27 protein-coding genes are annotated in these 25840 nt (G+C 70.7%); 5 read left to right on the forward strand and 22 right to left on the reverse strand.

Going from position 1 to position 25840, the window contains the following annotated elements:
* Window positions 1–19: 19 nt before the first annotated feature.
* Window positions 20–811, reverse strand: coding sequence for an SDR family NAD(P)-dependent oxidoreductase (locus tag ACGFWE_RS06115; protein WP_352380950.1), 792 nt, complete (start codon window positions 809–811; stop codon window positions 20–22).
* A gap of 72 nt (window positions 812–883) precedes the next feature.
* On the opposite strand from ACGFWE_RS06115, the gene ACGFWE_RS06120 reads away from it, so the two are divergent.
* Window positions 884–1339: a MarR family transcriptional regulator gene (locus ACGFWE_RS06120; protein ID WP_352380952.1), complete on the forward strand. Its 456-nt coding sequence runs from the start codon at window positions 884–886 to the stop codon at window positions 1337–1339.
* Window positions 1340–1428: 89 nt separating this feature from the next.
* Here the strand turns inward: ACGFWE_RS06120 and ACGFWE_RS06125 are convergent, their stop codons facing one another.
* The gene (locus tag ACGFWE_RS06125; protein WP_352380954.1) at window positions 1429–2376 is read right to left on the reverse strand and encodes an NADP-dependent oxidoreductase; all 948 of its coding nucleotides are present in this window, start codon (window positions 2374–2376) and stop codon (window positions 1429–1431) included.
* Between the two features lie 113 nt (window positions 2377–2489).
* Here ACGFWE_RS06125 and ACGFWE_RS06130 point away from each other — a divergent pair, with 113 nt between their 5' ends.
* Both ACGFWE_RS06130 and ACGFWE_RS06135 read left to right on the forward strand, forming a co-directional pair.
* Window positions 2490–3248 (forward strand): SDR family oxidoreductase, encoded by a 759-nt coding sequence (locus ACGFWE_RS06130; RefSeq protein ID WP_352380956.1) that lies wholly within the window; start codon window positions 2490–2492, stop codon window positions 3246–3248.
* 16 nt (window positions 3249–3264) lie between these two features.
* Window positions 3265–3930 carry a TetR/AcrR family transcriptional regulator gene (locus ACGFWE_RS06135; protein WP_393598226.1) on the forward strand — a complete coding sequence of 222 codons (666 nt, stop codon included), beginning with the start codon at window positions 3265–3267 and terminating at the stop codon, window positions 3928–3930.
* Window positions 3931–4057: 127 nt separating this feature from the next.
* On the opposite strand, the gene ACGFWE_RS06140 is transcribed toward ACGFWE_RS06135, so the two are convergent.
* From ACGFWE_RS06140 to ACGFWE_RS06160, 5 genes are all read right to left on the reverse strand, one after another.
* Window positions 4058–4786 carry an SDR family oxidoreductase gene (locus tag ACGFWE_RS06140; RefSeq protein WP_393598228.1) on the reverse strand — a complete coding sequence of 243 codons (729 nt, stop codon included), beginning with the start codon at window positions 4784–4786 and terminating at the stop codon, window positions 4058–4060.
* Window positions 4787–4990: 204 nt separating this feature from the next.
* Entirely contained in the window at window positions 4991–5533 is a 543-nt protein-coding gene (locus tag ACGFWE_RS06145; protein ID WP_352380962.1) for an NAD(P)H-dependent oxidoreductase, read from the reverse strand.
* A gap of 54 nt (window positions 5534–5587) precedes the next feature.
* Window positions 5588–6568 carry an aldo/keto reductase gene (locus ACGFWE_RS06150; protein ID WP_352380964.1) on the reverse strand — a complete coding sequence of 327 codons (981 nt, stop codon included), beginning with the start codon at window positions 6566–6568 and terminating at the stop codon, window positions 5588–5590.
* A 25-nt stretch (window positions 6569–6593) separates the two neighbouring features.
* Window positions 6594–7358 (reverse strand): SDR family NAD(P)-dependent oxidoreductase, encoded by a 765-nt coding sequence (locus ACGFWE_RS06155; RefSeq protein ID WP_393598231.1) that lies wholly within the window; start codon window positions 7356–7358, stop codon window positions 6594–6596.
* A 108-nt stretch (window positions 7359–7466) separates the two neighbouring features.
* Window positions 7467–8039 carry an ester cyclase gene (locus ACGFWE_RS06160; protein WP_393598233.1) on the reverse strand — a complete coding sequence of 191 codons (573 nt, stop codon included), beginning with the start codon at window positions 8037–8039 and terminating at the stop codon, window positions 7467–7469.
* Between the two features lie 452 nt (window positions 8040–8491).
* Between ACGFWE_RS06160 and ACGFWE_RS06165 the strand changes: the two genes are divergently transcribed.
* Both ACGFWE_RS06165 and ACGFWE_RS06170 read left to right on the forward strand, forming a co-directional pair.
* The gene (locus tag ACGFWE_RS06165; RefSeq protein WP_393598235.1) at window positions 8492–10210 is read left to right on the forward strand and encodes a cellulase family glycosylhydrolase; all 1719 of its coding nucleotides are present in this window, start codon (window positions 8492–8494) and stop codon (window positions 10208–10210) included.
* A 129-nt stretch (window positions 10211–10339) separates the two neighbouring features.
* Complete coding sequence (locus tag ACGFWE_RS06170; RefSeq protein ID WP_393598237.1) at window positions 10340–10714, forward strand: hypothetical protein; 375 nt, start codon at window positions 10340–10342, stop codon at window positions 10712–10714.
* 58 nt (window positions 10715–10772) lie between these two features.
* Here ACGFWE_RS06170 and hypE read toward each other — a convergent pair whose 3' ends face one another.
* From hypE to ACGFWE_RS06245, 15 genes are all read right to left on the reverse strand, one after another.
* Window positions 10773–11852 (reverse strand): hydrogenase expression/formation protein HypE, encoded by a 1080-nt coding sequence (gene hypE / locus ACGFWE_RS06175; RefSeq protein ID WP_393598239.1) that lies wholly within the window; start codon window positions 11850–11852, stop codon window positions 10773–10775.
* Window positions 11845–12972, reverse strand: coding sequence for a hydrogenase formation protein HypD (hypD, locus tag ACGFWE_RS06180; RefSeq protein ID WP_352380976.1), 1128 nt, complete (start codon window positions 12970–12972; stop codon window positions 11845–11847). Before hypD ends, hypE begins: the two co-directional genes overlap by 8 nt.
* Entirely contained in the window at window positions 12969–13274 is a 306-nt protein-coding gene (locus tag ACGFWE_RS06185) for a HypC/HybG/HupF family hydrogenase formation chaperone (protein WP_266444001.1), read from the reverse strand. The genes hypD and ACGFWE_RS06185 overlap by 4 nt, the downstream gene beginning before the upstream one ends.
* Before the next feature lie 31 nt (window positions 13275–13305).
* Window positions 13306–15693 carry a carbamoyltransferase HypF gene (gene hypF, locus ACGFWE_RS06190; RefSeq protein ID WP_393598244.1) on the reverse strand — a complete coding sequence of 796 codons (2388 nt, stop codon included), beginning with the start codon at window positions 15691–15693 and terminating at the stop codon, window positions 13306–13308.
* Entirely contained in the window at window positions 15690–16445 is a 756-nt protein-coding gene (gene hypB, locus ACGFWE_RS06195) for a hydrogenase nickel incorporation protein HypB (protein WP_352380980.1), read from the reverse strand. The genes hypF and hypB overlap by 4 nt, the downstream gene beginning before the upstream one ends.
* A 3-nt stretch (window positions 16446–16448) precedes the next feature.
* Window positions 16449–16850, reverse strand: a complete 402-nt coding sequence (locus ACGFWE_RS06200) for a hydrogenase maturation nickel metallochaperone HypA (protein WP_393598246.1) — start codon at window positions 16848–16850, stop codon at window positions 16449–16451.
* Window positions 16851–16994: 144 nt separating this feature from the next.
* Window positions 16995–17099 (reverse strand): DUF6893 family small protein, encoded by a 105-nt coding sequence (locus ACGFWE_RS06205; protein WP_371563411.1) that lies wholly within the window; start codon window positions 17097–17099, stop codon window positions 16995–16997.
* Between the two features lie 11 nt (window positions 17100–17110).
* Window positions 17111–17656, reverse strand: a complete 546-nt coding sequence (locus ACGFWE_RS06210; RefSeq protein ID WP_352380984.1) for a hydrogenase maturation protease — start codon at window positions 17654–17656, stop codon at window positions 17111–17113.
* Window positions 17653–19083, reverse strand: a complete 1431-nt coding sequence (locus tag ACGFWE_RS06215; protein ID WP_393598248.1) for a hypothetical protein — start codon at window positions 19081–19083, stop codon at window positions 17653–17655. The genes ACGFWE_RS06210 and ACGFWE_RS06215 overlap by 4 nt, the downstream gene beginning before the upstream one ends.
* Window positions 19080–19766, reverse strand: a complete 687-nt coding sequence (locus tag ACGFWE_RS06220; RefSeq protein ID WP_352380988.1) for a DUF6084 family protein — start codon at window positions 19764–19766, stop codon at window positions 19080–19082. Before ACGFWE_RS06220 ends, ACGFWE_RS06215 begins: the two co-directional genes overlap by 4 nt.
* Window positions 19763–20404, reverse strand: coding sequence for a DUF5947 family protein (locus ACGFWE_RS06225; RefSeq protein WP_393598250.1), 642 nt, complete (start codon window positions 20402–20404; stop codon window positions 19763–19765). The genes ACGFWE_RS06220 and ACGFWE_RS06225 overlap by 4 nt, the downstream gene beginning before the upstream one ends.
* Complete coding sequence (locus ACGFWE_RS06230) at window positions 20401–20919, reverse strand: hypothetical protein (protein ID WP_393598252.1); 519 nt, start codon at window positions 20917–20919, stop codon at window positions 20401–20403. The genes ACGFWE_RS06225 and ACGFWE_RS06230 overlap by 4 nt, the downstream gene beginning before the upstream one ends.
* Complete coding sequence (locus ACGFWE_RS06235; RefSeq protein ID WP_393598254.1) at window positions 20916–22700, reverse strand: nickel-dependent hydrogenase large subunit; 1785 nt, start codon at window positions 22698–22700, stop codon at window positions 20916–20918. The genes ACGFWE_RS06230 and ACGFWE_RS06235 overlap by 4 nt, the downstream gene beginning before the upstream one ends.
* Before the next feature lie 78 nt (window positions 22701–22778).
* On the reverse strand, window positions 22779–23867 hold the full coding sequence (locus ACGFWE_RS06240) for a hydrogenase expression protein HypE (RefSeq protein ID WP_352380994.1): 1089 nt from the start codon (window positions 23865–23867) through the stop codon (window positions 22779–22781).
* A 61-nt stretch (window positions 23868–23928) separates the two neighbouring features.
* Window positions 23929–25710, reverse strand: a complete 1782-nt coding sequence (locus tag ACGFWE_RS06245) for an enoyl-CoA hydratase-related protein (RefSeq protein WP_393598256.1) — start codon at window positions 25708–25710, stop codon at window positions 23929–23931.
* Window positions 25711–25840 lie beyond the last annotated feature (130 nt).

Raw genomic sequence — 25840 nt, forward strand, 5'->3', positions numbered from 1 at the left:
GCCGAGGAGGCGCCCGCTGCTACGCGCCGGGGGTGCGGTAGCGAGCCGCGAGGGTGGGCTGGTTGCCGCCGGTGAGCAGCGCGGACTCCGCGGTCAGCAGGGCGTCGAGGGCTGCGGCCTGGTCCTCCAGACCGGGGGCGCACACGGTCTCCCCCAGGCGCAACCCGACCAGGCTGGCCGAGGCGACGTCCTGCGGGGTCATCGCCCAGGGGATGTGGTGGCCGGCGCCCTGGTTCCACTCCGTGGCCACGACGCCGGGCAGCAGCACCTGCGTACGGATGGGTGTGTCGGCGAGCTCGCCCGCGAGGGTCCGGGTGAAGGCGACGGTGGCGGCCTTCGCCGCCGCGTAGAGAGTGCGTCGGGGTGCGTGGGAATCGGTGAGGCCCCCGCTGAAGGCCAGCAGCGAGGCCACCGTGATGATCGCGCCTTCTCCGGCGGCGAGCATTCCGGGAAGCGCGGCGTGGACCAGCCGAACGGGGGCCACGGCGTTGAGGGTGAGCAGGCGGTCCACGTCGGCCGGGTCGACGTCGACGAGCGGGGCGTAGCCGCCGGCGCCCGCGTTGCTGACCAGCAGACGCACATCCCCCGCGGCGAGGCGGCCGGTGACAGCGGTGACGCCTTCGTGGGTGCCGAGATCAGCGGGCAGCACCTCCACGGCCGCGCCCCGGGCGCGGAGCTCCTCCGCGAAGTCGCCGAGCCGGTCCGCGCGGCGCGCCACCAGGACGAGGTCGTGGTCATCCGCCAGCAGTCGGGCGTATTCGGCACCGATACCGGAGGAAGCGCCGGTGATGAGGGCAATCGTTCGTGTCATACGTCGAGCATGCCTCAAACGTTGGCTTACTGTCAAACACTTGATACCCATGAAGTGTCGTACCCTTGGCGGGTGATACGTGATGACGATGAACCCGTGGGCCTCGGCGCGCTCGACCGCGTGACCTGGGCATTGCGCCGCGCGGAGCTGGCGGTGCTGACACTCAAGGAACAGCGGCTGCGCCCGCTCGGCATGGCCCCTGCGCACTACACCCTGCTGATGTCGGTGCACAGCGAACCAGGGCTGGCCGGCGCGGAGTTGGCCCGCCGCCTCAACGTCACCCCCCAGGCGGTCGCCTCCCTCGTGGCCCGCCTGGAGGGTCGCGGCCAGTTGGAGAGGCGCGAGCACCCACGCCACCGGCACGTGCAGGAGCTGCACCTCACCGACGCCGGACGGGAAGCGCTGCGCGCGGCAGACCAGGTGATCGCCGACATCGAGCGCCACGTCACCGAGGGGCTGGGACAGGCGGAGAGCGCGCAACTGCGGGCGCTGCTCGACCAGGTGAGCAAGACGGTGCGCAACGCCTGAGCCCGTCGGCCGGCGGGCCACGGGCGCGGTGACGGCACGGGTGCACCCCATCGGGACTCGTGAAGCCACCGGTGCGGCCGGGGGGCGGATTACGGGACGAGGACGATCTTCCCCGTCGTATGCCCGGTCATGATCTGCCGATGCGCCGCGGCGGCTTCGCGCAGCGGATGGCTGGCGGCGATCAGGACGCGCAGCCGCCCGGCCCCCGCGGCTTCGGTGAGCTGCAGGCGCGCGGCGGCGCGGACTTCCGTGCCGGGGTCCGCGCCGGGCCCGCCGCCCAGGAGCCTGATCCCGGCTCGGGCGCCGCGTTCGAACGCCGCGACGGTCGCGATGCGGGACCGGTCCGCCACCAGCTCCACCGAGACGTCCACCGCCTCGTCGGTGCCCACCAGATCGGCCGCCGCGTGGACGCCCTGCGGCGCTGCCGCACGCACCCGGTCCGCCAGGCCCGGCCCGTATGCGATCGGAATCGCCCCCAGGTCGCGCAGGACGTCGTGCTTGGCCGGGCTCGCCGTCCCCAGCACCCTCGCGCCGCGCTCGACGGCCAACTGCACGGCCATCAGGCCGACGCCACCGGCGGCACCGTGGATCAGCACCGAGTCGTTCTCACGCAGGCCGATCGCTTCGAGGACGTGCACAGCGGTGACGCCCGTGACCATCAGTCCTCCGGCCTGCTCCCATGAGAGAGCGGCGGGCTTGGGCACCACCGACGAGGCGGGGACGACGAGTTCGGCCGCGTACGCGCCGGGCGCCCGGTACGCGATCACCTCGTCGCCGGTCCGCACCGGACCCGCGGGGCCGGTCGCGTCGGCACCGACAGCGGTCACCACACCGGCCGCTTCGGCGCCCAGCCGCATCGGCAGGTTCGCCGGATCGGTTCCGAAGACGCCGCTGTACATCTTGTGGTCGAAAGGGTTGACGCCGACGGCGCGGACCGCGATGCGCACCTGACCCGGCCCGGGCTCCGCCACCTCGACGTCGATCACCGACAGCACCTCGGGACCACCGTAGGCACGCGCTACTACTGCTTCGCTCATGTCACAGGACAACGCGCCACCGGAAAGCCCGATTCCCCTTTCTGGGACTTTTTTTGAGCGGAGCGCTCCGCTCCGATAGATTGGGTGATCGATCATCCGACACGGAAGGACCCATGAACGTCACAACCAAGCCCACGGCCCTGGTGACCGGCGGCAGCCGGGGAATCGGCGCCGCCACGTCGCGGGCGCTGGCAGCTCGCGGCTACCGCGTGGCCGTCAACTACTTCTCCCAGCGCGAGGCGGCCGACCGGGTGGTCAAGCTCATCGAGGCCGACGGCGGCGAGGCCTTCGCCGTGCAGGCCGACGTGTACGACCCCGTCCAGGCGACCGAACTGCTGGAGCGCTCCGCGGTCGACGGGCGCCTGGACGTCCTTGTCTGCAACGCCGGCGCCCGCTTCACCCCGACTCCTGTGCAGACCCTCGCCTGGGACGACTTCAGGACGAAGATGACGGCCGAACTCGCATCCGTCTACACCCTCACCCAGCGGGCACTGGAGCTCATGGGAGCCCAAGGCCACGGCCGGATGGTGTACGTCTCCAGCGCCGTGGCAGATGGTCCGCCGGCCCCGGGCATGGCCGCCCACGGCACCGCCAAGGCCGCCTTGAACACCTTCGCCCGCTTCGTCGCCCATGAGGCCGGTCCGCTCGGCGTCAACGTCAATGTCGTGGCACCGGGTTACGTCCGCACGGAGAGCAGCGCGGGCATGCCGCAGGAGTTCCAGCGGCGGCTGGCGGAGAACACGCCCCTGGGGCGGGTCGCGGAGCCGGAGGACGTGGCCCGGGCGATCGTGATGCTCGTCGGCGAGGAGGCCGCCTTCGTGACCGGCGAGGTGATCACCGTCGACGGTGGGTACGGCCTGGCCCGCCGGTAGGGAAAAATACCCGTCCATGGGTGACACGCAGACCGGCAGACCGCGCGGCCGCCGACGGGAGGCGGACCGCAACGACGCCCGCCTCATGCGGGCCGCGCGCGAAGTCTTCGCCGAGCTCGGCTGGGACGCCCCCGTCTCGGAGATCGCCCGCCGGGCGGGCATAGGCATGGGCAGCCTCTACCGCCGTTACCCCAGCAAGGAACTGCTGGCTCAGCGGATGCGGATCCTGGGGATGGAACAGCTCGTCGCGCAGGCCCGCACGGCTCTCGCCGAGGAGCCCGACCCTTGGGCCGCCTTCGCCCGCTTCCTGCGGGACGCGCTCTCGGAACAGGGGGCGGGCGGTCCGCTCCTCTCCCTGGTCGGTGGCCGGCTGCCGGCCACCGACGAGACCGTGGCGGCCGCCGAGCAGCTCCGGGCCGCCCTCGACGACCTCGTGGACGGCGCCCACCGCGCAGGACTGCTGCGCGGCGACTTCACCTCCGCCGACGTCCCCTTGCTCCTCGAACACCTCACCGCACGGATCCCCGTCACCGACGAACGCGCCACCACGCTCCACCTGCGGTACCTGGACCTGGTCCTCGCCGGGTTGCGCACGCCGGCCACCGACGGTCCCACCGCGTTGCAGAGCCCGCCTCCGGACTGGGCGGAACTCAGCGCACTGTGGAACGCCTCAGGGGGCTGAGCCCGGCGCCCCGCGGGCAACCGGCAAGCGACTCAGTGCTCCGCAGCGGCGCTACCGCAACCATGGCCACCTCCCGCCGTCCTGACCATCGTCGACGGACCGAAGTCCACACGGTCCGCGGGGCCCCTCAGGCCGCCAACAGCGCCGCCAGGGCTCGGTCCATCGCGGCGTTGAACTCTTCCGGCGTCAGCGGCAGACGGGACTTGATGTCGCGACTCCACTGGTCGGCGAGGACCTCGGCGGAGCCCGCCTCGACGCCGTCGAGCGCCGCGTCGGCCAGGTCCGACGGAGCGATCTTGTCCACGGGCCAGCCCGCCGCCATGTCGGTGTCGGCCAGGCCGAGGTGTACCGCTGTGACGAGCGTGCCCTGCTCGGCGAGCTCCAGTCGGACGCCGTTGGTCATGGCCCAGGCGGCGGCCTTGCTCAGGTGGTAGGCATTGGCGCCCTTGATCCCGAACCACGACACGGCGGAGAGGACGTTGACGATCGCGCCCCCGCCGTTCCTGGCGAGCGCCGGCGCGAACTCCCGGATCATTCCCAGGTGGCCGAACATGTTGGTCTCCAGCTCGTGCCGCACCGCGTCCAGCGAACCGGTCACCAGGTCGGTCCCCGTACTGATTCCCGCGTTGTTGATGAGCAGCGAGACGTCCGGGGCGGCCTCGGCGGCGGCCCTCACGGATGCGGGATCGGTGATGTCGAGGGGCAGCACCTCGACCCCGGGCAGGTCCACGGTCTCCGGACGGCGGGCCGTCGCGTAGACCTTGCGGGCGCCCCGTTCGAGCAGGCGCTGGGCGAAGGCGCGGCCCAGGCCGCGGTTGGCTCCGGTGACAAGGGCGACGGAGTTGTTGATGTCCATGGCCCGTACGCTAAAACCTGACGTCAGCGTCAGAGGCAAGTGCTGTCGTCAGGGCCAGGGGTGAGAGGAATCACCATGGCTGTCACGGTGGTTGCGGCCGAGCGGTTGATCCGCATCGGCGTAGCGCCCGCCGTTTCACCGGGCCGGTGTGACCCGGCACCACCGCGTCACCTCGAGAGCGGGCGCCGCGGTGGTGGGAGTGCGTCAGGCTGCGTAGGAAGCGAGCAGTTCGTTGTACTGCTTGGCGGCAGTGGCCAGGTCCTCGTCGGAGAGGCCGAAGGCGGCGCCGTACACCTTGACCATCGGCTTCTGGATGTCGAACTGGCACAGCCGCAGGGTCGCCTCCCAGTTGCTGAGGAGGGTCTCGATGGTGGCCTGGTTCGAGCCTTCGGGCGTGTAGTGATCGGCGGGGACACCGGTCGTGACCGCGACGACGGCCTTCTTGCCGGCCAGCTGCGAAGTGGAGCCGTCGATGGTGAAGGCCCAGCCGAAGGTGAAGACCTTGTCCTGCCACTGCTTGAACAGAGGGGTGGTGTTGTACCAGAACACCGGGTGCTGGAAGACGATCACGTCGTGCTCGGCCAGCAGCGCCTGCTCTGCGGCGACATCGATCCGGAAGTCGGGGTAGGTGGCGTAGAGGTCGTGCACCGTGACATGGGCCAGATCGCGGACGGCGTCCACGAGCGCCGCGTTGGCCCTCGACTGGGACAGGTCGGGGTGGCCTACGACAAGAAGAACCTTGGACATGAGGAGAAACCTTTTCAGTGATCGGTGAGATGGGTGGCGGACGCGGGTCAGCGATCAGCGGTCGATGCTGGACATGTTGGCCTCGTCGTGGCGTTCGCCCGCGGCCGGTGTGAGGTTGTTGAGGCGGTCGAGCTGGGCCGGGGTGAGTTCGACGGCGTCGGCGGCGGTGTTCTCCTCGACGCGGGTGACGCGGCGGGTGCCGGGGATGGGGGCGATGTCGTCGCCGCGGGACAGCAGCCACGCCAGTGCGGTCTGGGCGGGGGTGGCGCCGATCTCGGCGCCGATGGCGCGGACTTCGTCGACGATGGCCAGGTTGCGCTGGAAGTTCTCGCCGGTGAAGCGGGGGTTGGTCTTGCGCCAGTCGTCGTCGGTGAAGTCGTCGACGGTGCGGATCTGTCCGGTCAGCAGGCCGTGGCCGAGCGGGGAATAGGGCACGAAGCCGATGCCGAGCTCGCGCAGCAGCGGGAGGATCTCGGCCTCGACGTCACGGGTCCACAGCGAGTACTCGGTCTGCAGCGCGGCCACCGGGTGGACGGCGTGGGCGCGGCGGATCGTGTCGGGGCCGGCTTCGGAGAGTCCGATGTGGCGCACCTTGCCCTCGGCGACCAGCTCCGCCAGCGCGCCCACTGTCTCCTCGATGGGGGTGTTGGGGTCGACGCGGTGCTGGTAGTAGAGGTCGATATGGTCGGTGCCGAGTCGCTCGAGGGAGCCTTCGACGGCGGTCCTGACGTTGGCGGGGCTGCTGTCGATGGCGCCGGGGCCGTCGCCGGCGTGGGAGACCAGGCCGAACTTCGTGGCGATGACGACGTCGTCGCGGCGGCCCTTGAGGGCCCTGCCGACGAGGTTCTCGCTGTGGAAGGGGCCGTAGATCTCGGCGGTGTCGATGTGGGTGACGCCGAGGTCCAGGGCCCGGTGGATGGTGCGGATCGACTCGGCGTCGTCGAGCCCTCCGCCGGTGGTGTAGACGCCGGCCATGGTCATGGCGCCCAGACCGATACGCGAGACGTCGAGCCCGCCCAGTGATACGTGCTTCATCGGATACTCCTTGTCGTGAGGGCCGTCAGGCCTGGTCGGTGGGCATGATCCACAGTTCGGCGACGGAGGCGTGGCGGGGCCGGGTGACCATGTAGGTGACGCCGTCGGCGATGTCCTCGGGGGCGAGGATCTCGGTCGTGTCGAGGAAGGGCTGGATCATCCCGCCGTGGATCTCGGGCCTGTTGTGCGAGTCCAGTTCGGTGTTCACGCCGCCCGGCTCCAGGACACCGACGCGCAGGTGCCGCTGGGTGACTTCCTGGCGCAGGGACTCGGTGAAGCCGTTCACCCCGAACTTGGTGAGGTTGTAGACGCCGTAGCCGTTCCAGGCGACGCGGCCGGCGATGGAGCTGATGTTGACGATGTCGGCGACCCGGCGCGGACCGTCCTCGGCGGCCTGGAGCAGGTGCGGGAGGGCCGCGCGGGTGGTGTGGAGCAGGCCCTGCACGTTGACGGCGATCATGCGTTCCCACTCCTCGGCGTCCGCGCCGACGATCGGGCCCAGCAGCATCAGGCCGGCGTTGTTGACGAGGGTGTCGAGCCGGCCGAAGTGCGCGACGGTCTGCTCGACGGCGGCCTCGGCCTGGGCGCGGTCGGTGATGTCGGCCTCCACCACCAGCGCGGTTCCACCGGACTTCTCGATCTCGGCGGCGAGCGCGGTCAGACGGTCCTTGCGGCGGGCCACGAGGGCCACGGAGGCACCGTGCTCGGCGAGTTGGCGGGCGGTGGCCTCGCCGATACCGCTGCTCGCACCGGTGACGAGAGCGACGGTGCCGGTCAGTTTCGATGGCATGGGGGTGTCCTGTTCCTTGGTTCTCCGCATGTGCGTGCCGAGGGCGCGGCGAAGCGCCGGTCACCACCTCGGCGTGGGGGGATGCAGGTGAAGTACCGCGCTCCGCTGCTAGGCGGCGGGGATGGCGCCCATCTGCCGAAGGATGCCGAGCATGTCGAGCTGGGCGCGCTCCTCGACGATCTTGCCGTGGGACAGGCGGTAGAACGCCATGCTCTCCGAGCGGATGGCCTTGCCTGTCGCCTCGACCCCGGCGAAGGGTCCTTCGTGGGTGCCCGTCATGGTGTAGCGGACGGCCACGGTGTCGCCCTCGGCCCGCATGTCCTCGACCGTCCACTTGAGGTCGGCGAACGCCTTCAGGTTCGCTGCGACGATGTCGAGATAGGTGTCCCGGCCCTGCCACGTCCGGCCGCCGGAGTGCACGACGATGTCCGGGCTGACGAACCTGCTCGCCAGAGCGGGATTGCGACCGGGCAGGTACTCGCTGGTGTAGCGCTCCATGATGCGCTTGTTCAGCTGAGCGCTCCCGTGGTTCCAGGGGACGGATTCCGCCGTGACGCGAGACGGTGACCCGGAGCCGGTGGTGCGGTCGGCCGTGTCGGCCGAGGCTCCCGATCCGAAGGCCACGAGGCTGAGCGCTCCCAGCGCCGTGACTACGGCGGCCGGCTTGGCGAATCGACGCATGATCGTCCTTCTGGCTCTGGTGCTCACGGCGCCGACGGCGCCGTGAGGGGGCGGGAGACCGGCGGCGCAAGCAGCGCCGTTCCGGGCCGTTCACACCGTCGTGGGCGGTGCACCACCAACAAAACCGGTTGTCACCGGCGCGTGGGAGTCCCTGCTGAGGGGGTCACTGACAGGGACCCCCAAGCCGGCGGAAGCGCCGCGATCACCACCGAGCAGCAACAGCCCTGCGCGGGCGCTCCCGGGTGCGTCGGCGTCGGCGTCGGATGAGCTGACGTCTATGACAGGGAAGCGCTTCGACGCAAGGTTTCTCGGACTCGATGCAGTTTCCATACGGATCAGCCCATTCTCTCTGTCGCCTGGCTGCGCTAGGCTCCCGCAACGTGTCGAAGCGCTTCGACGTTGAGTTGACGCCCCGACATGAGGGCAGGCCTTTCGACTCGATGGAGAGCTCTATGCCGAGTTCAGCCGGTTTCACTCGCCGCCAGGCCATGACGACCTCCGCGGCCCTCGCCGTCGCGGCGCTGTCCACCCCGTCGGCCGCCCAGGCCGCCGACCGGTCCGCTGGTTCCGCCGCGTCCGCGTCCGCGCTGGACGTGGTCGCAGACATGCAGCCGGGCTGGAATCTGGGCAACACCTTCGAGGCCATCGGCGCCGACGAGACGGCGTGGGGCAACCCGCGAGTGACCCGGGCCTTCTTCCGCAGGCTGAAGGCGCAGGGCTTCAGGAGCATCCGGATCCCGGTGACCTGGGGCCAGCACGAGGGCCCGGCCCCGGCCTACACCCTCGACCCGAGGTTCCTGGCCAGGATCAAGGAGGTGGTCGACTGGGCCCTGGCCGATGGTTTCCACGTTCTGATCAACATGCACGGTGACGCGTGGCAGTGGGTACTGAACATGCCGGCCCAGCATGACGCGGTGCTGGCCCAGTACACGGCAACCTGGCAGCAGATCGCGGCCACCTTCCGGGACGAGTCGCGCCGACTGCTTTTCGAGAGCGTCAACGAGCCCTTCTTCACCGGCAGTTCAGGCGACGAGCAGAACGCCGTTCTGATGAACGAGCTCAACACGACCTTCCACTCCGTTGTGCGCTCGACCGGCGGAGGCAATGCCGACCGGCTGCTTGTCATGCCGACCTTGGGGGACACCCCGGATCAGGCAAAGATCGACAGCCTGCTCGCCACCTTCGCCGCGCTCGACGACCCGAATCTCGTGGCCTCGGTCCACTACTACAGCTTCTGGCCCTTCAGCGTGAACCTCGCCGGCTACACGACCTTCAACGCGGCCACCCAGCAGGACCTGGCCGACACGTTCGACCTGGTCCACAAGGCCTTCGTGGCCAACGGGATCCCGGCCGTCGTCGGTGAGTACGGGCTGCTCGGCTGGGACTCCGGCCCCGGCACGGTCGAGGAGGGAGAGACGCTCAAGTACCTCGAGTATCTCGGCCACTACGCGCGATACCGGGGCTTGACCACGATGCTGTGGGACAACGGCAGTCGCTTCAACCGCCGCACCCTGCAATGGAACGACCCGAGCCTCTATGCGCAGATACGGTCGAGCTGGACCGGACGCTCCGGCACCGCCTCCACCGATCAGCTCTTCGTGCCCAAGGGCAGGACCCCGGCGGACGCGACGATCACGCTGAACCTCAACGGCACCAGGCTGACGAGGATCGATGTCGGCACCCGTCATCTGGTCCGGGGCGTGGACTACACCGTCAGCGGCAGCACGCTGACGATCGCGGCGGCGACGCTCGGCAGGCTGACCGCGTCGCAGGAGTACGGCACGAATGCCGTCCTGTCCCTCCAGTTCACGGAAGGAACTCCCTGGGCCGTCAACGTCATCACCTATGACAAGCCGGTGCTGACGAGCGCGACGGGTACGACCGCCTCGCTGGTGATACCCACCGCGTTCAACGGGGACAAGCTGGCGACCATGGAAGCCGTATACGCCGACGGCAGCCCCGCCGGCCCGCAGTCCTGGACGACGTACAAGCAGTTCAACGTGGCCTTCACGCCGGACTGCACCGCGGGCACGATCACCTTGCCGACCGCGTTCTTCGGCGAGGTCACCGACGGCGCCACCGTGACCCTCACCTTCCACTTCTGGAGCGGGACGCGACTGACGTACACACTGACCAGGTCCGGCACCGCGGTCACCGGTACCTCCGCCTGAAACAAGAACGAGCTCCACCTCCCTGAAGTGAAATGCTCAAAACATTGCAAGGTGGAATAATCGACTCAACTCGGGAAACACGTCACCGATGCCGATGCCCCCCACTGACCGTGAAAAGGCGGATCGACCATGTCGAAGAAACCTCATTCGTCCGAGCCACCGCACGGAACGGGTCCCAGCCGGCACCAGGGCACCGGACAGCACGGCTGGTCGCCCGATGTGGACGAGACGCGCCAGCAGGACAACCCGAGCGCCGAACGCTCCTTCCGTCCCGAGCACGCCGGCAAGCCCGGTCCGGGCCGGACGAAGTCCGCCGAGGAGACGAAGTCCGTCCCCGGTGACACGGTCAAGAGCCCGAACGCGAGCGGCGAGGAATACGGCCACGCGGACGAGAAGGGCAGGCGCGACACCGGACCCAAGGGCCGCTCCCAGCGCCCCAGCGGCACGAAGGACGCTGCCGCCAAGACCGGCGTGGACCCACAGGATCCGCCGCCCGGGCGCTGACCGGATCGACCCTCCGACCGGGCCCGGACGGCAGGCTCCTCGTCCAGCGACGCCCCTGTCAGCAGATCCGCGGCAGTTGCTCCCCGATCGGCAGATCGACCACCCGCGTCCCTCCCAGGCCGGTGCGCGCAACGACCATGCCGGGATGCTCCTCCACGGCCTCGCCGATGATCACGGAGTCCGCGCCCAGAGGATGGGCGCGCATCGCCGCGAGGACGGCGTCGGCGTGCTCGCGCGGGACGAAGGCCACCAGCTTGCCCTCGTTGGCGATGTACATGGGGTCCAGTCCGAGAATGGCGCAGGCGTTGGCCACCGCCGGCGGGACCGGGACATCGCGCTCCTGGATGACCACCCCGGCGCCGGAGGCCTGCGCGATCTCATTGAGCGAGGCCGCCAGGCCGCCCCGGGTCGGATCGCGCAGGACGTGCAGATCAGGGGTGACAGCGAGCATGGCGTCGACCAGGCCGCCGAGTGCCGCACAGTCGCTCTTGATCTCCACTCCGAATTCCAGTCCCTCGCGTACGCTCATGACCGCCACCCCGTGGACGCCGATGGCGCCGCTGACGATCACGACGTCTCCGGGGACGACCCGCTGAGGGCGCAGATCGACGCCGGCCGGGACGAGACCGATGCCCGCGGTGTTGATGTAGATCCCGTCACCGTGGCCCGCCTCCACCACCTTGGTGTCCCCGGTGGCCACCTCCACACCGGCGGTGCGCGCGGCCGCCCCCAGAGCCTCGGACACCCGAGTGACCACATCCAGCTCGACGCCCTCCTCCAGGATGAATCCGCAGGAGAGGTAGGCGGCGCGAGCACCGCTCATGGCGAGGTCGTTGACGGTGCCGTTGACCGCCAGGTCGCCGATGCTGCCGCCCGGGAAGAACAGCGGCCGCACCACGTAGGAGTCGGTGGAGAACGCCAGCCGGGCACCACCCAGGGACAGGACGGCGGCGTCACCCATCTGGGCGAGCACCTCGCCCCCGAAAGCGGGAGCGAAGATCTGCTGGACCAGTTCGGCGGTGAGCACTCCGCCGCCGCCGTGGCCCATGACGACCCGCGGCCGGTCCCGCAGCGGCGCCGGACACGTCCACGCCTCGACGTCCAGGGCGGGGAGGGGGAGATCGGTGGTGTCAGACAACGGGGGTCGCCTCCTGGACCTTGGTGGCGGGCATGTCCAGCCGCCGGTAGAGGTAGTACGCGGCGCAGGCTCCCTCGCTGGAGACCATGGTGGCCCCCAGCGGCGTACGAGGCGTGCACAGCGTGCCGAAGGCCTCGCACTCGTGCGGCTTGAGCAGCCCCTGCAGGACCTCTCCGCTGCGGCACTCGGCCGGCTCCTGCGTGCGGATGCCCTCGACGGAGAAGCGGTGCTCGGCGTCGTAGGCGCGGTACTTCGGCGCCAGCCGCCAGCCGCTCTGCGGGATCACGCCGATGCCGCGCCAGGCGCGGTCGGTGACCTCGAAGACGTCCTCCAGCATGGCCCGGGCGGCCGGGTTGCCCTCCGCGCGAACGGCACGGGCGTAGGCGTTGTCGACGGTGTGCTCACCGCGTTCCAGCTGCCGGACGGTACGGCGCACGCCTTCGAGGATGTCCAGGGGCTCGAAGCCCGTCACGACGATCGGCACCCGGAAGCGCTCCGCCAGTTCCGGGTACTCCCCCATGCCCATCACGCTGCAGACATGGCCGGCCGCGAGGAAGCCCTGCACCCGGCAGCTCGGCGACGACATGATGGCCTCGATGGCGGGCGGAACGCGGACATGGGAGACCAGCATGCTGAAGTTCGGGATGCCCAGTTTCCGGGCCTGATGGACCGTCATGGCGTTGGGTGGTGCGGTCGTCTCGAAGCCGATGCCGAAGAACACCACCTGGCGGTCCGGGTTCTGCTGGGCGATCCGCAGCGCGTCGAGCGGTGAGTAGACGACGCGCACGTCACCGCCCTCTCCGCGGACCTGGAACAGGTCCCGTCCGGTGCCCGGCACCCGCAGCATGTCACCGAAGGAGCAGAAGATCACCTCCGGTCGGGAGGCGATCTCCAGTGCCTTGTCGATGACCTCCAGCGGAGTCACACACACCGGACAGCCGGGCCCGTGGATCAACTCCACCTTGTCCGGCAGGAGTTGGTCGATGCCGTGTCGGATGATGCTGTGCGTCTGCCCTCCGCACACCTCCATCAGGGCCCACGGTCTGGTCACCGCGGCGTGAATGTCGTCGAGCAGCCGGCGTGCCAGCTCAGGGTCCTGGAACTCGTCGATGTACTTCACTGGTTGCGCACCTCTTCCACCGGGTCGACGCCCGCCTCCGTCGCCGCCATCTCCCAGGCGTCGCCGAACTCCTCCTGCAACAAGCCGAGTTCGGCGAAGAGTTCGAGCGTCTGCCGCGCCGACTCCTCGTCCAGCCGTTGCAGGGCGAAACCGACGTGGACGATGGCGTACTCGCCGACCTGGAGGTCGGGCAGGTACTCCAGGCACACCTCCTTGACCACGCCGCCGAAGTCGACGGTGGCCATCCGGGTGCCGTCCCGTTCCTCGATGTCCAGCACTCTGCCGGGTACCGCCAGGCACATGAGCCTCTCCTCGCTGTGGTCGCGCGTTTGCTCAGTCGGTGGGAGTGGGACCAGGGGTGGCGCGTGCGGCCACCATCAGTTGGCCCAGCGCCAGACCACCGTCGTTGGGCGGCACCAGGTGGTGCCGCAGGACCGTGAAGCCGTCCTCGCGCAGGGTGGCGGCACAAGTCGAGGAGAGCAGCGTGTTGGCGAACACGCCTCCCGTCAGGGCGACCGTGTCCAGCCCGTGCCGCTCCCGCGCCCGCGCGCACATCCGGTGCACCAGGCCGGTCACACCCCGGTGGAAGCGCGCGGCGACCAGGGCCGGCTCGGCGCCCCCGCGCAGGTCGTCGACGATCGCCGCGAGTACGGGTGCCGGATCGGCCCGTACGGCGCCGTCCCGGTTCTCCTGCGACGCGTGCAGGGCGAAGGCGTACGCGGTGGTGTCGTCGGCCGGTGCGTACAGAGCCGCCCCCTCCAGTTCGACGGCGGCCTGTGCCTCGTATCCGGCTCGGTGGCACACCCCGGCGAGCGAGGACACGGCGTCGAAGAGGCGGCCCATGCTGGACGTGGGGACACAGTTCAGGTCGCGCTCCAACTGCCTTTCCAGAACGTGGAGTTCGTGGGGAGGACAGGCGGTCGTACAGGCGAGGTCGTCGGACCAGTCGATCCCGGCCGCCCTCAGATGGGCCAGCGCCATGCGGTACGGCCGGCGCACCGCGGCGTCACCACCGGGCAGGGGAACATACGCGAGATGTCCGAACCGGGTGAAGCGGTCGTAGTCCGCGAGCAGGAACTCCCCGCCCCACACGGCGCCGTCGTCGCCGTGGCCGGTGCCGTCGAAGGCGACGCCGATCACCGGCCGGGTGCCGTCCAGTCCGTGCTCGGCCATGGCGGCGGCGATGTGCGCGTGATGGTGCTGGACGCGTACGACGGGCCGGTGCGCCGCGTTCCGGTCGGCCCATCCGGCGGAGCGGTAGCCGGGATGCCGGTCGGAGACCAAGGTCTCGGTGCGCACCCCGGTAATGGACTCCAGCTGCGCCACCGCGCGCTCGAAGACCCGCTGTGTGCCGACGTCGTCCATGTCGCCGATGTGCGCCGACAGCCAGGCCTGCCGGCCCGCCCCGAGGCAGAAGGCGTTCTTCAGGTCTCCGCCGACGGCGAGGGCCGGCCGCACGGGCAGCGGGAGGGATACCGGCAGCGGGGCGTAGCCGCGCGAGCGGCGGATCACCAATGGCTCCCCGTCGCAGACGCGGACCACGGAGTCGTCGCACGGGACGTGGATCGGCCGGTCGTGGGTGAGCCAGGCGTCGGCCAGGTGCGCGAGTCGCTCCAGCGCCTCGTCGTCGTCGGTGACGATGGGCTCACCGGACAGGTTGCCGCTGGTCATGACGAGCAGTCCGGGGCCGTCCGGGTCGCCGGGCAGACCGAGCAGCAGATGGTGCACGGGCGTGTAGGGCAGCATCACGCCGAGGTCGGGGCTGCGGGGTGCCACGGCCTCGGCGGGACGGGGATCCCCGCCGGCGTGCGGACGCCGCCTCAGCAGGACGACCGGTCTGGCCCGGCCTTCGAGCAGGCTCCGCTCCGCAGGGCTCAGCCGGACGAGGTGACGGACATCGTCCGCGGTCCTGGCCATGACGGCGAACGGCTTGTCCCCGCGCGCCTTCCGTCGGCGCAGGAGGGCGACCGCCTCCTGGTTCGAGGCATCGCAGGCCAGGTGGTAGCCGCCCAGGCCCTTCACGGCGAGGATCGCTCCCCGCTTCAGCAGCGCGCGGGCCCCGGTGACCGGGTCCGTCCCCTCGACCTCGCCGAGCCTTGCCTCCTGGTCGAGGACCAGCTTCAGACGGGGCCCGCAGGCCGGGCAGGCGACCGGCTGCGCGTGGAAGCGGCGGTCGGCCGGATCCTCGTACTCCCGGGCGCAGTCGGCGCACATCGCGAAGCCGGCCATGGTGGTGTTCGCCCGGTCGTACGGCACGCCGGTGACGATCGTGAAGCGCGGGCCGCAGTGCGTGCAGTTGACGAACGGGTGCCGGTAGCGGCGGTCCGCCGGGGCGGCCAGCTCGGCGAGGCAGTCGGCACAGGTGGCCGAGTCGGGGGAGACCAGGGTGCGGGCCGGTCCGCCGGTGCGCGAGGTGAGGATGGTGAACCCGGTGCCGCCGATGGGCGGCATCTCCCGGTGGTGGACGGCCTCCACGCGGGCCAGCGGCGGCGCCTGGGCGGCGATCAGGTCGCAGAACCGGGCCACGGCCGAGGCGTTGCCCTCGACCTCCGCGACGACGCCCTCGGGAGTGTTGGTCACGTGTCCAGCCAGGGCAAGTTCGGTGGCAAGGCCGTAGAGGTAGGGCCGGAAGCCCACGCCTTGTACCACTCCCCGGACGGTGACCCGGCGTCGTCGTGGGGTGTGCTCGGCGACGGTGGTGGGAGCCTGCGGACCGCTCACGAGTGGGTGTGGGCCATGGTGCCGGTGGCCTCCGGGTGCGGGTGCGCGTGAGTGTGCGGGTGAGGCTGCCGGGTCATGACCGGTGAGTGGATCGGTGTCCCGTCCATCGCGGCCAGCGCCCGGTCGAGCAGCGCGCCGACCCCCAGCCCCCGGCGTGCCGACGTCAGGATCACCTCGACTCCGGGGTTGACCTGCTCGACATTCGCGCGGAACGCCGCCTCGTCGAACTCGACGGCCTCCGCGATGTCGGTCTTGGTGACCACCACGAGGTGGGCGAGGCCGAAGGCGGTGGGGTACTTGAGCGGCTTGTCCTCGCCCTCCGTCACGGAGGCGAGGGTGACCCTCAGGGTCTCCCCCAGGTCGTAGGAGGCCGGGCAGACCAGGTTGCCGACGTTCTCCACGAACAGCAGCCGGGTGTCGTCGGGCAGCCACCCGTCCAGGTGCCCGGCGAGCATCCCCGCCTCCAGATGGCACAGTCCGTCGGTGAGCACCTGCTTGACGGGAACGCCCGAACGCGCCAGCCGGGCCGCGTCGTTCTCGGTGGCCAGATCGGCGCTCAGCGCCGCGACGGGAACGGCCCGCTCCCGCGCCAGCAGCAGTTCGCGCTCCAGCAGCGCGGTCTTGCCGCTGCCCGGACTGGACAGCAGGTTGACGAGCGCGATGCCCCGAGCCGCGAGGTGCGCGCGCAGTTCGTGGGCGCTCGCGTCGTTCTTCGCGAGTACGGCCTGCCGCAGGTCGACGACACGACACATGGTTCAGCGCTCCTCGGAGATCGGTTCGCGGGTGGGCGTGTGCGCGGGGCCGAGGCCGTCCTCCCAGTGCACGTCGACGATCTGCAGTTCCCGGCCCGCGAGCAGGTCGGTCCGCGTACCGCCGCACGCGGGGCAGGTCAGCCGGGGCGGCATGCCGACGGCCCATTCGTGTGCGCAGGGGGTGCAGCGGGCCCGCCCGGGCACCGCCTCGGTGATCAGCTCGGCGCCTTCCAGCAGGGTTCCGGCGCAGGCCAGTTCGAAGGAGAAGGCGAGTGCGTCGGGTACGACTCCGGCCAGTTCGCCCACCTGGAGCCGTACCGATCGCACCGCCGTGACGTCACCTGCCCGTGTGGCGGCCTCTTCCACCTGGTCGACGACGGCCAGCGCGATGGACATCTCGTGCATGGTTTCCGTCCTCCCGTCCGCGGCTGCCTCCGGTCGGCCTTCATTAGAGGCGCGCGCGGCCGGTCGCACGGCCCGGCACGCCGTTGCCGGCCGGAGGGTAAGCCGTTCGACCCAACCGCGCGGCACACCGGCGGCGGCTTCGATTCACATCCGTCTGATGCGCAGGTAGCGCCTCAGGTCGGGAAGTACCTCGACGACGACAGCGACCATGGCGGCTACGGCCGCTCCGCCGATGACGATCTTCTTCATCCCGTCTCTCCTCATGTCGGAGCCTCAGCGGTTGAGGCCTGCGCCACGGACGGCTGGCCGTCCCGCAGCAGCTCTTCGATCAGCCGGACGGCCTCCGGTACGGCGTCGGACACCGGCGGGCTGAGACCGATGCCCTCGTCCACCGAGGCCGGTTCGCATCCCACGACCAGGACGCGGCGTGGTGGCTCGCCACCGGTTCCGGCGCACAGGGTGCCCAGCAGTGCCAGGACGGTGTCGGGGGTCATCCGGTGGCCGTCCAGCGCGGGGGCGGCGGGTGAAGGGCTCCCGCCGCCGACGTCGTGCTCGATCACGTACAGGGTGCCGGGGGCTTCGCCGCGTGCCGTGGCGTCCACGAGGACGAGGGTGTCGTAGCCGTCCAGCAGCTGATAGGCGAGGTGCACCCCGCGCACCCCGATGTCCACTACCTCGACGTGTCCGGGCAGGTCGCGCTCGGCGAGCCGGCGCGCGGTCTCCACGCCGAAGCCGTCGTCCCCGAGGAAGACGTTGCCGATGCCCGCCACGAGCGTCCTTGGACCAGGCGGTGGGGGAAGGTTCATACCTCGTCCTCCAGCGGTGTGACCTCGTCGGGCTGGAAGTACAGGAACCGTCCCTGCTCACGGCGGACGTCGGCGCCCGGGTCGCCCTCGACGGTGACCGCCAGGTGCACCCCGCCGTCCACGTCGTGCAGCACCGCTTCGACCTTCGCGGTGCGGCCCCGCAGGAAGATGTCCTGCGCGTCGGTGCGGCGCGCCCCAGGACGCAACTCGACGCGGCTGCCCTGGCCCACCGACCGGCCGTCCACGACCACCCGGTCCTGCGCCGGGTCGAAGCCCGCGTCGCTCGCGGGGTCCCACCAGGGGGTGTCCGGCCGCATCACCCCGTATTCGTCGGGGAAGCCGCCGTCCGGGGCAGCGGGGCCGGGACCGGTCACCTCGCGCAGGCTCCGCACCGCCCCGTGCAGCCGCTCCAGAACCTCGGGGGGCATCGAGTCCGCCAGCTCGATCACGGCGGCCGCCCGCTCGTCCGTACCGCGGGCCTCGCGTTTCTCCTCGTCGGTGAGGGCCGCGGTGCGCAGCGCGAGGATCTCGTCGATCTCCAGGGCGTCGTAGAGCGCGCCGGGGCTCTCCGGCGCGATGGCCGGATGGTCCTCCAGGATGATCGGCGAGGACAGCACGAGGTCGGCGCGGCCGGGTTCACCCGCGAGTACGGGCCAGGTGTGCAGGTTGCGGCAGGCGGCGACCGCGCCCTTCGCCCACTCGGGGGGATCGGTCATAGAGAGGAATGATCCGGCGCTGAGGGCCATGAGGAGGTGGGTGGCCACCAGGGAGCGCGGCAGCGCCGCTTCCCGATCCGTGCCGCGGCCTTCGGGCGGTGTCCAGTCGCTGGTGTTCTCGACGACGGCGGTCAGTCGCAACACCCGGTAGGGGCCGTCGAGTTCGCGGGCGGACAGCCGTACGGTCCCGCTGATCTCCTCGCACCGCCGCACCAGTCGGCCGACGGCGCGACCGGCCTCGTCCAGGACCGGCTCGGTGTCCTCGCGGGCGGGGAGCCGGAAGGGATGCGTGACGCCGTCACCGAGGAGCTCGTCCACCGCGGCGACCACCTCGACGCGCTCCTCGCCTCCTTCGTCCCAGGGCACCAACACCCGGTCGTCGAGGCGGAGTTCGGGCACGGCGTCGAAACCGCCGTCCGAACGGGCCCGCTGCACCGTGCGCCTTCGGGCGTGCAGGAAGCGCACCTCGACCGAGAGGGTCGCCCCGGCCTTCGGTTCCATCAGGCATTCGGTGTGCTGGAAGTCGTGCTCCTCGCACTCGGTGCCCCAGCCGGGCGGCACGAGCACACCGAACTGCCAGCGCAGCCGGTTCTTGGCCGCCGAGGCGCGGTACGGGTAGAGCACATAGCCCTCGAAGAGGACGGCGTCGGCCACCTGCCGGGCGAGAGCGAGGCGCTCCTCGGTCTCGGGGGCGAACGCGGTCACGGTCACGGATCGGTCCTTCCGGTGGTGGCGGTGAGGGCGCGCAGCGGGTCGTGCGCGGGCGGGTCTGCACCCACCTCCAGCAGCGCCGCGACGGTCGCCTCCCAGGAGGGCAGGGCGTGCCGGGAGCGGTAGGCGAGGAGGGCGTCCATGGTGTCGCGGGGCAGCCGGATCCAGCCGCAGCCGGGGAAGTGCTGCTCGACCATCTCCCGCCAGGCGGTGACGGGCATCCGGAAGGCCGCCTCGCGGTCCCACGGGACGGGCTCCACCTGGAAGCCGCCGTCTCCGGTGAACGCCGTACCGGAGAAGAGCATCAGCAGGGGGACCTCACCGTCGGTGAGGGCGGTGAGGTAGCGGGTGGCGGCGATGTCCATGTCGTAGGTGCAGGGCACGACGAGGTCGGTCTCGATCTCTCCGGTGAAGCTCGGGACCATGACCGAGACCTGGGCGAACTGCACCGGCTGGAGCGTGCTGCCCCAGCGTGAGCGCTCGCCGAAGAGGTCCGCGAGACCGTCGGCCTCGGCGGGCTCGTAGCCGCGGCGGGCGGGTTCGATGCGGATCTGGCAGCGCAATGCGAGGGCGTGCACGCGCGCGTTGTCGGCGGCGGTGACGCGCAGCCGGAAGACGAGGGTCGGTCCGGCGGCGTACTGGTCGGCGCGGACGCCGGTGCAGGCGAAGGAGAACGCGGTCACGGGTGACCCACCTCGCCCACGGGCCGGACACGTCGCGCGACGTCCGCGAAGAACGCGTCGAGCGCGGCGCGGGCCTCGGCTCCGCCGTCGAAGCCCTGCCACAACAGGCGCATACGGCCGACGAGTTCGTAGCAGATGTCGATCGGTACGAGGTGGCACTCGAAGCGGCCGTCGGTGCGGCGCAGCAGCAGCGCCTCGACGTCGGGTTCGAGCAGTTCGGCGAGGCGGCTGCCGCCGAGGACGTCGGTCCACGTGGCCGGTTCGAGTTCGCTCTCGGTGGCTCCGGCCGGGCTCGGGTAGAGGGCGACCAGCCGGTCGAGCGCCGCGTTGCGGAAGAGGAAGGCGACGCCGACCGGGATCTGCAGCGCCTCCCACGTGCTCTCGTCGAGGCGGTGTTCGGGGTCGGTGAGGTAGCGGGCCGGGACCGTACGGAAGCGGCCGGCGGCGGCGCCCGGCTGCTCCATCAGCAGCGCGCATGGAGGGCAGGCGCAGACGAGGGCGCGATTCTCGATGTCGACGAGATGACGGTGGCCCGCCTCCACCGCCACGGCGCACAGCTCACACCGCTCGGGCTGCGGAGGCCTCTCGGTGAGGAACCTCCGCAGGCCGGGCGTGCGCGTCGCCGGGGACGCCGTCATCGGGCCCCCGTCGGTGCGGTGCCGATCTGGAGGAGCGTCGGCTCCGCGGGGGCGGTCTGTACGTCGACCGCCCTGACCTCCGGTGCGAAGCAGGCGAGCGCCGCCTCCGCGGCCTCCCGGGCACCCGTGCCGGAGCCGCAACCGCAGCCACCGGCTTCCCGGGCCCGCACGGTCAAGGTGCCGCTCTCCTCGTCGAAGCCCACCACCTCCAGGGGGTGGTCCCGGACACCGTCGAGGGCGCGGACGATGCGGGTGTCGCGGTCCTCGGGGTGCAGGTCGTGCAGGACGAGCAGGCTCGCGACCAGGTCGTCGCCCAGGAGGCGTGCCGCTGCTTCGCCGGGAGCGCCGGACAGCAGGTTGAGGATGCGGGCGAGGCCGGCACCGTAGAAGTCCATGAGGGACCGGACGAGTTCCTCTGCCGCGGCGGCCGCGGCCGGGTCGCCGCTCTCGGCCAGCCTGTCGAGGATCTCCTCGACCCGGCGCCCGGTCTGCTCCGTGGAGCCGGCCGCGCTCATCCGCCCAGTCCGCTCAGGCCGGTGGGCACGTGCATGGACTTCACCGTCTTGCCGCCCCCGACGTACATGTGGACGCCACAGGGCAGACAGGGGTCGAAGCTGCGGACGGCGCGCATGATGTCGATGCCCTTGAAGTTCTCCGGAGTGTTCTCCTCGAAGATGGGCGTGTTCTGCACGGCGTCCTCGTACGGGCCGGGCGTGCCGTAGGTGTCCCGGACGCTGGCGTTCCAGGGCGTCGGCGGGTACGGGTGGTAGTTGGCGATCTTGCCGTCCCGGATCACCATGTGGTGGGAGAGGACACCGCGGACCGCCTCGGTGAAGCCGACCCCGATGCTCTCGTCGGGAACCTCGAACTTCTCCCAGGTCTGGGTGCGTCCGGCGCGGACCTCCGCCAGTCCCTTCTCCGCGAAGTGCAGGGCGACGGCGGCGGCGTACGCCTGGAAGTACGTGCGGGCGCGGTTGCGCTCCAGCGCGTTGGACCACTTCGGGATCTTCCACTCGAAGGTGGTCTCCGGCTTGGTCATGGTGCGGGGCAGGTTGATGACCACGCTCTGGCCGGTGGCCTTGACGTACCCGATGTCGACGAGACCGGACAGGGCGGTCGACCACAGGCGGGCGATGGGGCCGCCGCCGGTGTCCAGGGCGAGGTGGTCCTTGCCGTCGAACCAGCGCGGGGACATGACCCAGCTGTACTTGTCGTCGAAGTTCCGCTTCTGCGGGGTGGGGATGGTGTGCTGGTTCCACGGGTGGCGCGGGTCCACCGGGTTGCCGAGCGGGTCATGGGTGACGAACTGTTCCTGGCCCTGCCAGTCCTCGTAGTAGGAGCTGCCCAGCAGGATGCGGATGCCGAGGTTGATCTCGGTGAGGTCGTTGGTGACGAGCTTGCCGTCCACGATGATGCCGGGGGTGACGAACATGCGCCGACCCCAGTCGGTCATGTTGGCGTAGGTGAAGTCGCAGTACTCGGGGTCGTTGAGCGCGCCCCAGCAGCCGAGCAGGACACGTCGGCGGCCCACTTCCTCGTACCCGGGCAGCGCCTCGTAGAAGAAGTCGAACAGGTCGTCGTGGAGGGGCACGACGCGCTTCATGAACTCCACGTAGCGCATCAGCCGGCTGAGGTAGTCGGTGAAGAGCTGCACGGAGGCGATGGTTCCGACGCCGCCCGGGTAGAGCGTGGAGGGGTGCACATGGCGGCCCTCCATCAGGCAGAACATCTCGCGCGTGTAGCGGCTGACCTGGAGGGCCTCGCGGTAGAACTCGCCCTCCAGGGGGTTGAGCGACCGCATGATGTCGGCGATGGTGCGGTAGCCGTGCTCGCCCGCGTGCGGGGCCTCGGTGCGCTCGGCGAGTTCGAGAACCCCGGGGTTGGTCTCCTTGACCATCTTCTCGCAGTAGTCCACCCCGACCAGGTTCTCCTGGAAGATGTTGTGGTCGAACATGTACTCCGCGGACTCGCCGAGGTTGATGATCCACTCGCCGAGGTGCGGGGGCTTCACGCCGTACGCCATGTTCTGCGCGTACACCGAGCAGGTGGCGTGGTTGTCACCGCAGATGCCGCAGATGCGGCTGGTGATGAAGTGGGCGTCGCGAGGGTCCTTGCCGCGCATGAAGACGCTGTAGCCACGGAAGACCGACGAGGTGCTGTAGCACTCCGCGACCCGCTTCTGCTTGAAGTCGATCTTCGTGTGGATGCCCAGGCTGCCCACGATCCGGGTGATCGGGTCCCAGGCCATCTCCACCAGGCCGCTGCCGTCGCCGGCCGCCTTCGTCGTCGGTGCCATCTGTGTGCCGTGCCCTTCGTTGCGCGGGAGGTTCGAGTGGGGGGTGCACGAAGCGGGGAGCGGATTACGTGCGGCGGATCACCACGGCGGTCGGTATCCCGTGGTGATCTTGTCTCCGGTGCGGCGCCACTTGGGCTCCTTGTCCACCGTCTTTGCGGTGATCGACCGCAGCTTGCGGACCACGGCGCCGTACGCTCCGCTGGCGTTGCTGGACACCTTGGCGCCGGGGGGTTCGTCCATGAACGGCATGAACTTGTCGGGGAAGCCGGGCATGGTGCAGGCGATGCAGATGCCGCCGACGTTGGGGCAGCCGCCGATCCCGTTCATCCAGCCGCGCTTGGGCACGTTGCACTTGACGACCGGGCCCCAGCAGCCGAGCTTGACCAGGCACGTGGGCGAGTCGTACGACAAGGCGAACTGGCCCTGCTCGTAGTAGCCCGCGCGGTCGCAGCCCTCGTGGACGGTGGCCCCGAACAGCCAGGTCGGGCGGAGCTTGTCGTCCAGCGGGATCATCGGGGCGGCGCCGGCCGCCTGGTAGAGCAGGTAGGTGAGCGTCTCGGAGAAGTTGTCGGGCTGGATCGGACAGCCGGGGACGCACACGATGGGGATGCCCGCGTGGGACTTCCAGTCCCAGCCGAGGTAGTCGGGCACGCCCATCGCGCCGGTCGGGTTGCCCGCCATGGCGTGGATGCCGCCGTAGGTGGCGCAGGTGCCGATGGCGACGACCGCCAGTGCCTTCGGGGCGAGCCGGTCGATCCACTCGCTGGTGGTGATCGGCTGGCCGGTCTCCGGGTTGTCGCCGAAGCCGCACCAATAGCCCTCGGGCTTGATCGCCTCGTTGGGGACGGAGCCCTCGACGACCAGGACGAACGGGTCGATCTCGCCCCGCTCCCCCTTGAAGAACCACTCGATGAACGTGTCCGAGCCGCCGACCGGACCGCACTCGAAGTCGATGAGCGGCCAGTGGACGGCGATCTTCGGAAGACCGGGCAGCACACCGAGCACGATCTCCTCGATGCTGGGCTGCATGGCCGCCGTCAGCGCGACCGAGTCACCGTCGCAGCTCAGGCCCGCGTTGATCCAGAGAATGTGGATCGTGGGTGTCTCGTCGGCGGGCGCGCCGCTCGCGTCCGCAGCGCCGACCGTGTCCGGCCTCGCCTCAGTCATGGGACCCTCCTGGGGAGGTAAGGGATGAAGGCCCAGATTTCGACCATCGCTTTTCTTCGTATCAGCCGTTCGGCCGTGATGTGACGCCATGGAGGGCCGTTCCGGTGACATCCGCCGCGGAGGGGGTCGGACCGGTTTGCGCAACCTGGGTGGAACCGAGGTGCGGCGGGGTGCACGCCGGCCGCTCCTTGTGGACGAAGGCACGACGCAGCGAGTGGTAGGGGGCGTCCGGGTCGTCGAAGGTCCGGCGCATGCGGGCCAGCTCCCGCTCACGGAAGCCGGCCAGCGGGGTCACGCTCTCCAGCCGGTCCAGCTCCGTCTTCTTCGCGGTGATCCGTGACGCCGTCGCCGGCAGTGACGCCAGCCGGGCCGCCAGGCCCCCGACCTCCCGCGCGAACTCGTCGGGAGAGCAGTCGACCACCCGGTCGACGAGCCCGAGGCGCAGCGCGCCCGCCGAACTCACCGGCAGAGCCTCGGACATGAGCCGTTCGGCCGTCGCGGCACCCACCTTGCGGGGCAGGGTGTGCGTCCAGTACTCCGAGCCGTACAGGCCCATCAGGCGGTAGTGAGGGTTCAGTACGGCGCCCGAGCGGCACCACACCTCGTCGGCCGCCAGGGCGAGCATCACCCCGCCCGCCGCGGCGTTGCCCGCGACCGCCGCGACCACCAGCCGGTCCGTCGTCGTCAGGACCGCCTCGACCAGATCGTCGATGGCGTTGATGTTCGCCCAGGACTCGGCGGCGGGGTCGTCCGCGGCCTCGATGACGCCCAGGTGGATCCCGTTGGAGAAGAAGTCCCGTTCGCCGCCCAGTACCAGGACGGACGTGGGCCTCTCGCACGCTTCCCGGTAGGCGTCCAGCAGACGTCGGCACTGCTCCGTGCTCATGGCGCCGCCGGGGAAGGAGAATGAGAGGAACCCGACGTTCCCGTCCTCCCGGTAGCGGATGTCCGTCCAGGTGTGGTGCCGCACCTCGGGCAACGGGGGCAGGGCATGATCGGGCAGGGGCGGCAGCAGGTCGCCCAGTGCCATCACGGCAGGCAGTCTGTACGTGGGCGGCTGCCCGGGCATGCGCCGGGGCCGCAGCTCGGGGATCCACACGGCGCCGTCCCTGGTGGCCCGGCACACCGCCCCGGCCCTGGTGGCCAGCAGCTCGCCCGGGCGGCCGCGCAACACGCTCTCGGTATGACCGCCGTGCAGATACCACTCACGGCCGAGCAGGACGTCCAGCACACCGGGCTGCGAGTCCGCCGCTCTCAGCTTGCGCAGGACGTCCTGCGTGGAGTCCTCGGCCCAGTCGATTCGCCGGACGCTCTGGTCGAGGTACGGGCGGGGGCGCAGCCGGGCGTCGGCCGTGGGCGCCACGTCCTGCTTGCGGGGTACGTGGGTTCCCTGGGCGAAGCGCTCCACCGCGAGCAGGACGGCCTCGAGGGCGGCGTCGGCGATCTCGCCCCGGTACAGCTCGCTCTTGGGAACCGGAGGGACCCGGCACGGTACACAGGCCCACACGTCACCGGCGTCCATCTCCCCGTCGGCCTGCAGGACGGTGACGCCCCACTGGTCGACGCCCTCGTGAATCGCCCAGTCCAGGGAGGAGGGTCCGCGGTCGCCCACGGGCCCCGGATGGACGATGAGGCAGGTGTGCGCTGTCCAGACCTCCTCGGGGATCGCCGTCTTCAGCATCGGCGCCACGACGAGCTGCGGTGCGTGCCGCCGCACGGTTTCGGGCAACGGGCTGCCGGGCAGGGCGAGTTCCACCGCCACGGTGTGGCCACGGTCGCGCAGCTCGGCGTGGACACGCTGGGTGAGGCTGTTGAACGCACTGGCCAGTAGCAGGATGTGCACGGCTGCCTCCGGGACGGACGAACGGCAGGCAGGGATGGCCGCCGGACGCGATCCTCGGGCAAGGCGGCCTGCCGTTCGCGACGACAGGCGGTGGGATCATCCGAAAGCGGGCGCCGATCCGCCGTCCGGC

The organism is Streptomyces sp. NPDC048523 (assembly GCF_043199815.1).
GTDB lineage: Bacteria > Actinomycetota > Actinomycetes > Streptomycetales > Streptomycetaceae > Streptomyces.

Coding starts and splice junctions, on each gene's coding strand:
- ACGFWE_RS06115 (WP_352380950.1), bottom strand. CDS start 811: ATGACACGAACGATTGCCCTCATCACCGGCGCTTCCTCCGGTATCGGT.
- ACGFWE_RS06125 (WP_352380954.1), bottom strand. CDS start 2,376: ATGAGCGAAGCAGTAGTAGCGCGTGCCTACGGTGGTCCCGAGGTGCTG.
- ACGFWE_RS06130 (WP_352380956.1), top strand. CDS start 2,490: ATGAACGTCACAACCAAGCCCACGGCCCTGGTGACCGGCGGCAGCCGG.
- ACGFWE_RS06135 (WP_393598226.1), top strand. CDS start 3,265: ATGGGTGACACGCAGACCGGCAGACCGCGCGGCCGCCGACGGGAGGCG.
- ACGFWE_RS06140 (WP_393598228.1), bottom strand. CDS start 4,786: ATGGACATCAACAACTCCGTCGCCCTTGTCACCGGAGCCAACCGCGGC.
- ACGFWE_RS06145 (WP_352380962.1), bottom strand. CDS start 5,533: ATGTCCAAGGTTCTTCTTGTCGTAGGCCACCCCGACCTGTCCCAGTCG.
- ACGFWE_RS06150 (WP_352380964.1), bottom strand. CDS start 6,568: ATGAAGCACGTATCACTGGGCGGGCTCGACGTCTCGCGTATCGGTCTG.
- ACGFWE_RS06155 (WP_393598231.1), bottom strand. CDS start 7,358: ATGCCATCGAAACTGACCGGCACCGTCGCTCTCGTCACCGGTGCGAGC.
- ACGFWE_RS06160 (WP_393598233.1), bottom strand. CDS start 8,039: ATGCGTCGATTCGCCAAGCCGGCCGCCGTAGTCACGGCGCTGGGAGCG.
- ACGFWE_RS06165 (WP_393598235.1), top strand. CDS start 8,492: ATGCCGAGTTCAGCCGGTTTCACTCGCCGCCAGGCCATGACGACCTCC.
- ACGFWE_RS06170 (WP_393598237.1), top strand. CDS start 10,340: ATGTCGAAGAAACCTCATTCGTCCGAGCCACCGCACGGAACGGGTCCC.
- ACGFWE_RS06185 (WP_266444001.1), bottom strand. CDS start 13,274: ATGTGCCTGGCGGTACCCGGCAGAGTGCTGGACATCGAGGAACGGGAC.
- hypB (WP_352380980.1), bottom strand. CDS start 16,445: ATGTGTCGTGTCGTCGACCTGCGGCAGGCCGTACTCGCGAAGAACGAC.
- ACGFWE_RS06200 (WP_393598246.1), bottom strand. CDS start 16,850: ATGCACGAGATGTCCATCGCGCTGGCCGTCGTCGACCAGGTGGAAGAG.
- ACGFWE_RS06205 (WP_371563411.1), bottom strand. CDS start 17,099: ATGAAGAAGATCGTCATCGGCGGAGCGGCCGTAGCCGCCATGGTCGCT.
- ACGFWE_RS06210 (WP_352380984.1), bottom strand. CDS start 17,656: ATGAACCTTCCCCCACCGCCTGGTCCAAGGACGCTCGTGGCGGGCATC.
- ACGFWE_RS06225 (WP_393598250.1), bottom strand. CDS start 20,404: ATGACGGCGTCCCCGGCGACGCGCACGCCCGGCCTGCGGAGGTTCCTC.
- ACGFWE_RS06230 (WP_393598252.1), bottom strand. CDS start 20,919: ATGAGCGCGGCCGGCTCCACGGAGCAGACCGGGCGCCGGGTCGAGGAG.
- ACGFWE_RS06235 (WP_393598254.1), bottom strand. CDS start 22,700: ATGGCACCGACGACGAAGGCGGCCGGCGACGGCAGCGGCCTGGTGGAG.
- ACGFWE_RS06240 (WP_352380994.1), bottom strand. CDS start 23,867: ATGACTGAGGCGAGGCCGGACACGGTCGGCGCTGCGGACGCGAGCGGC.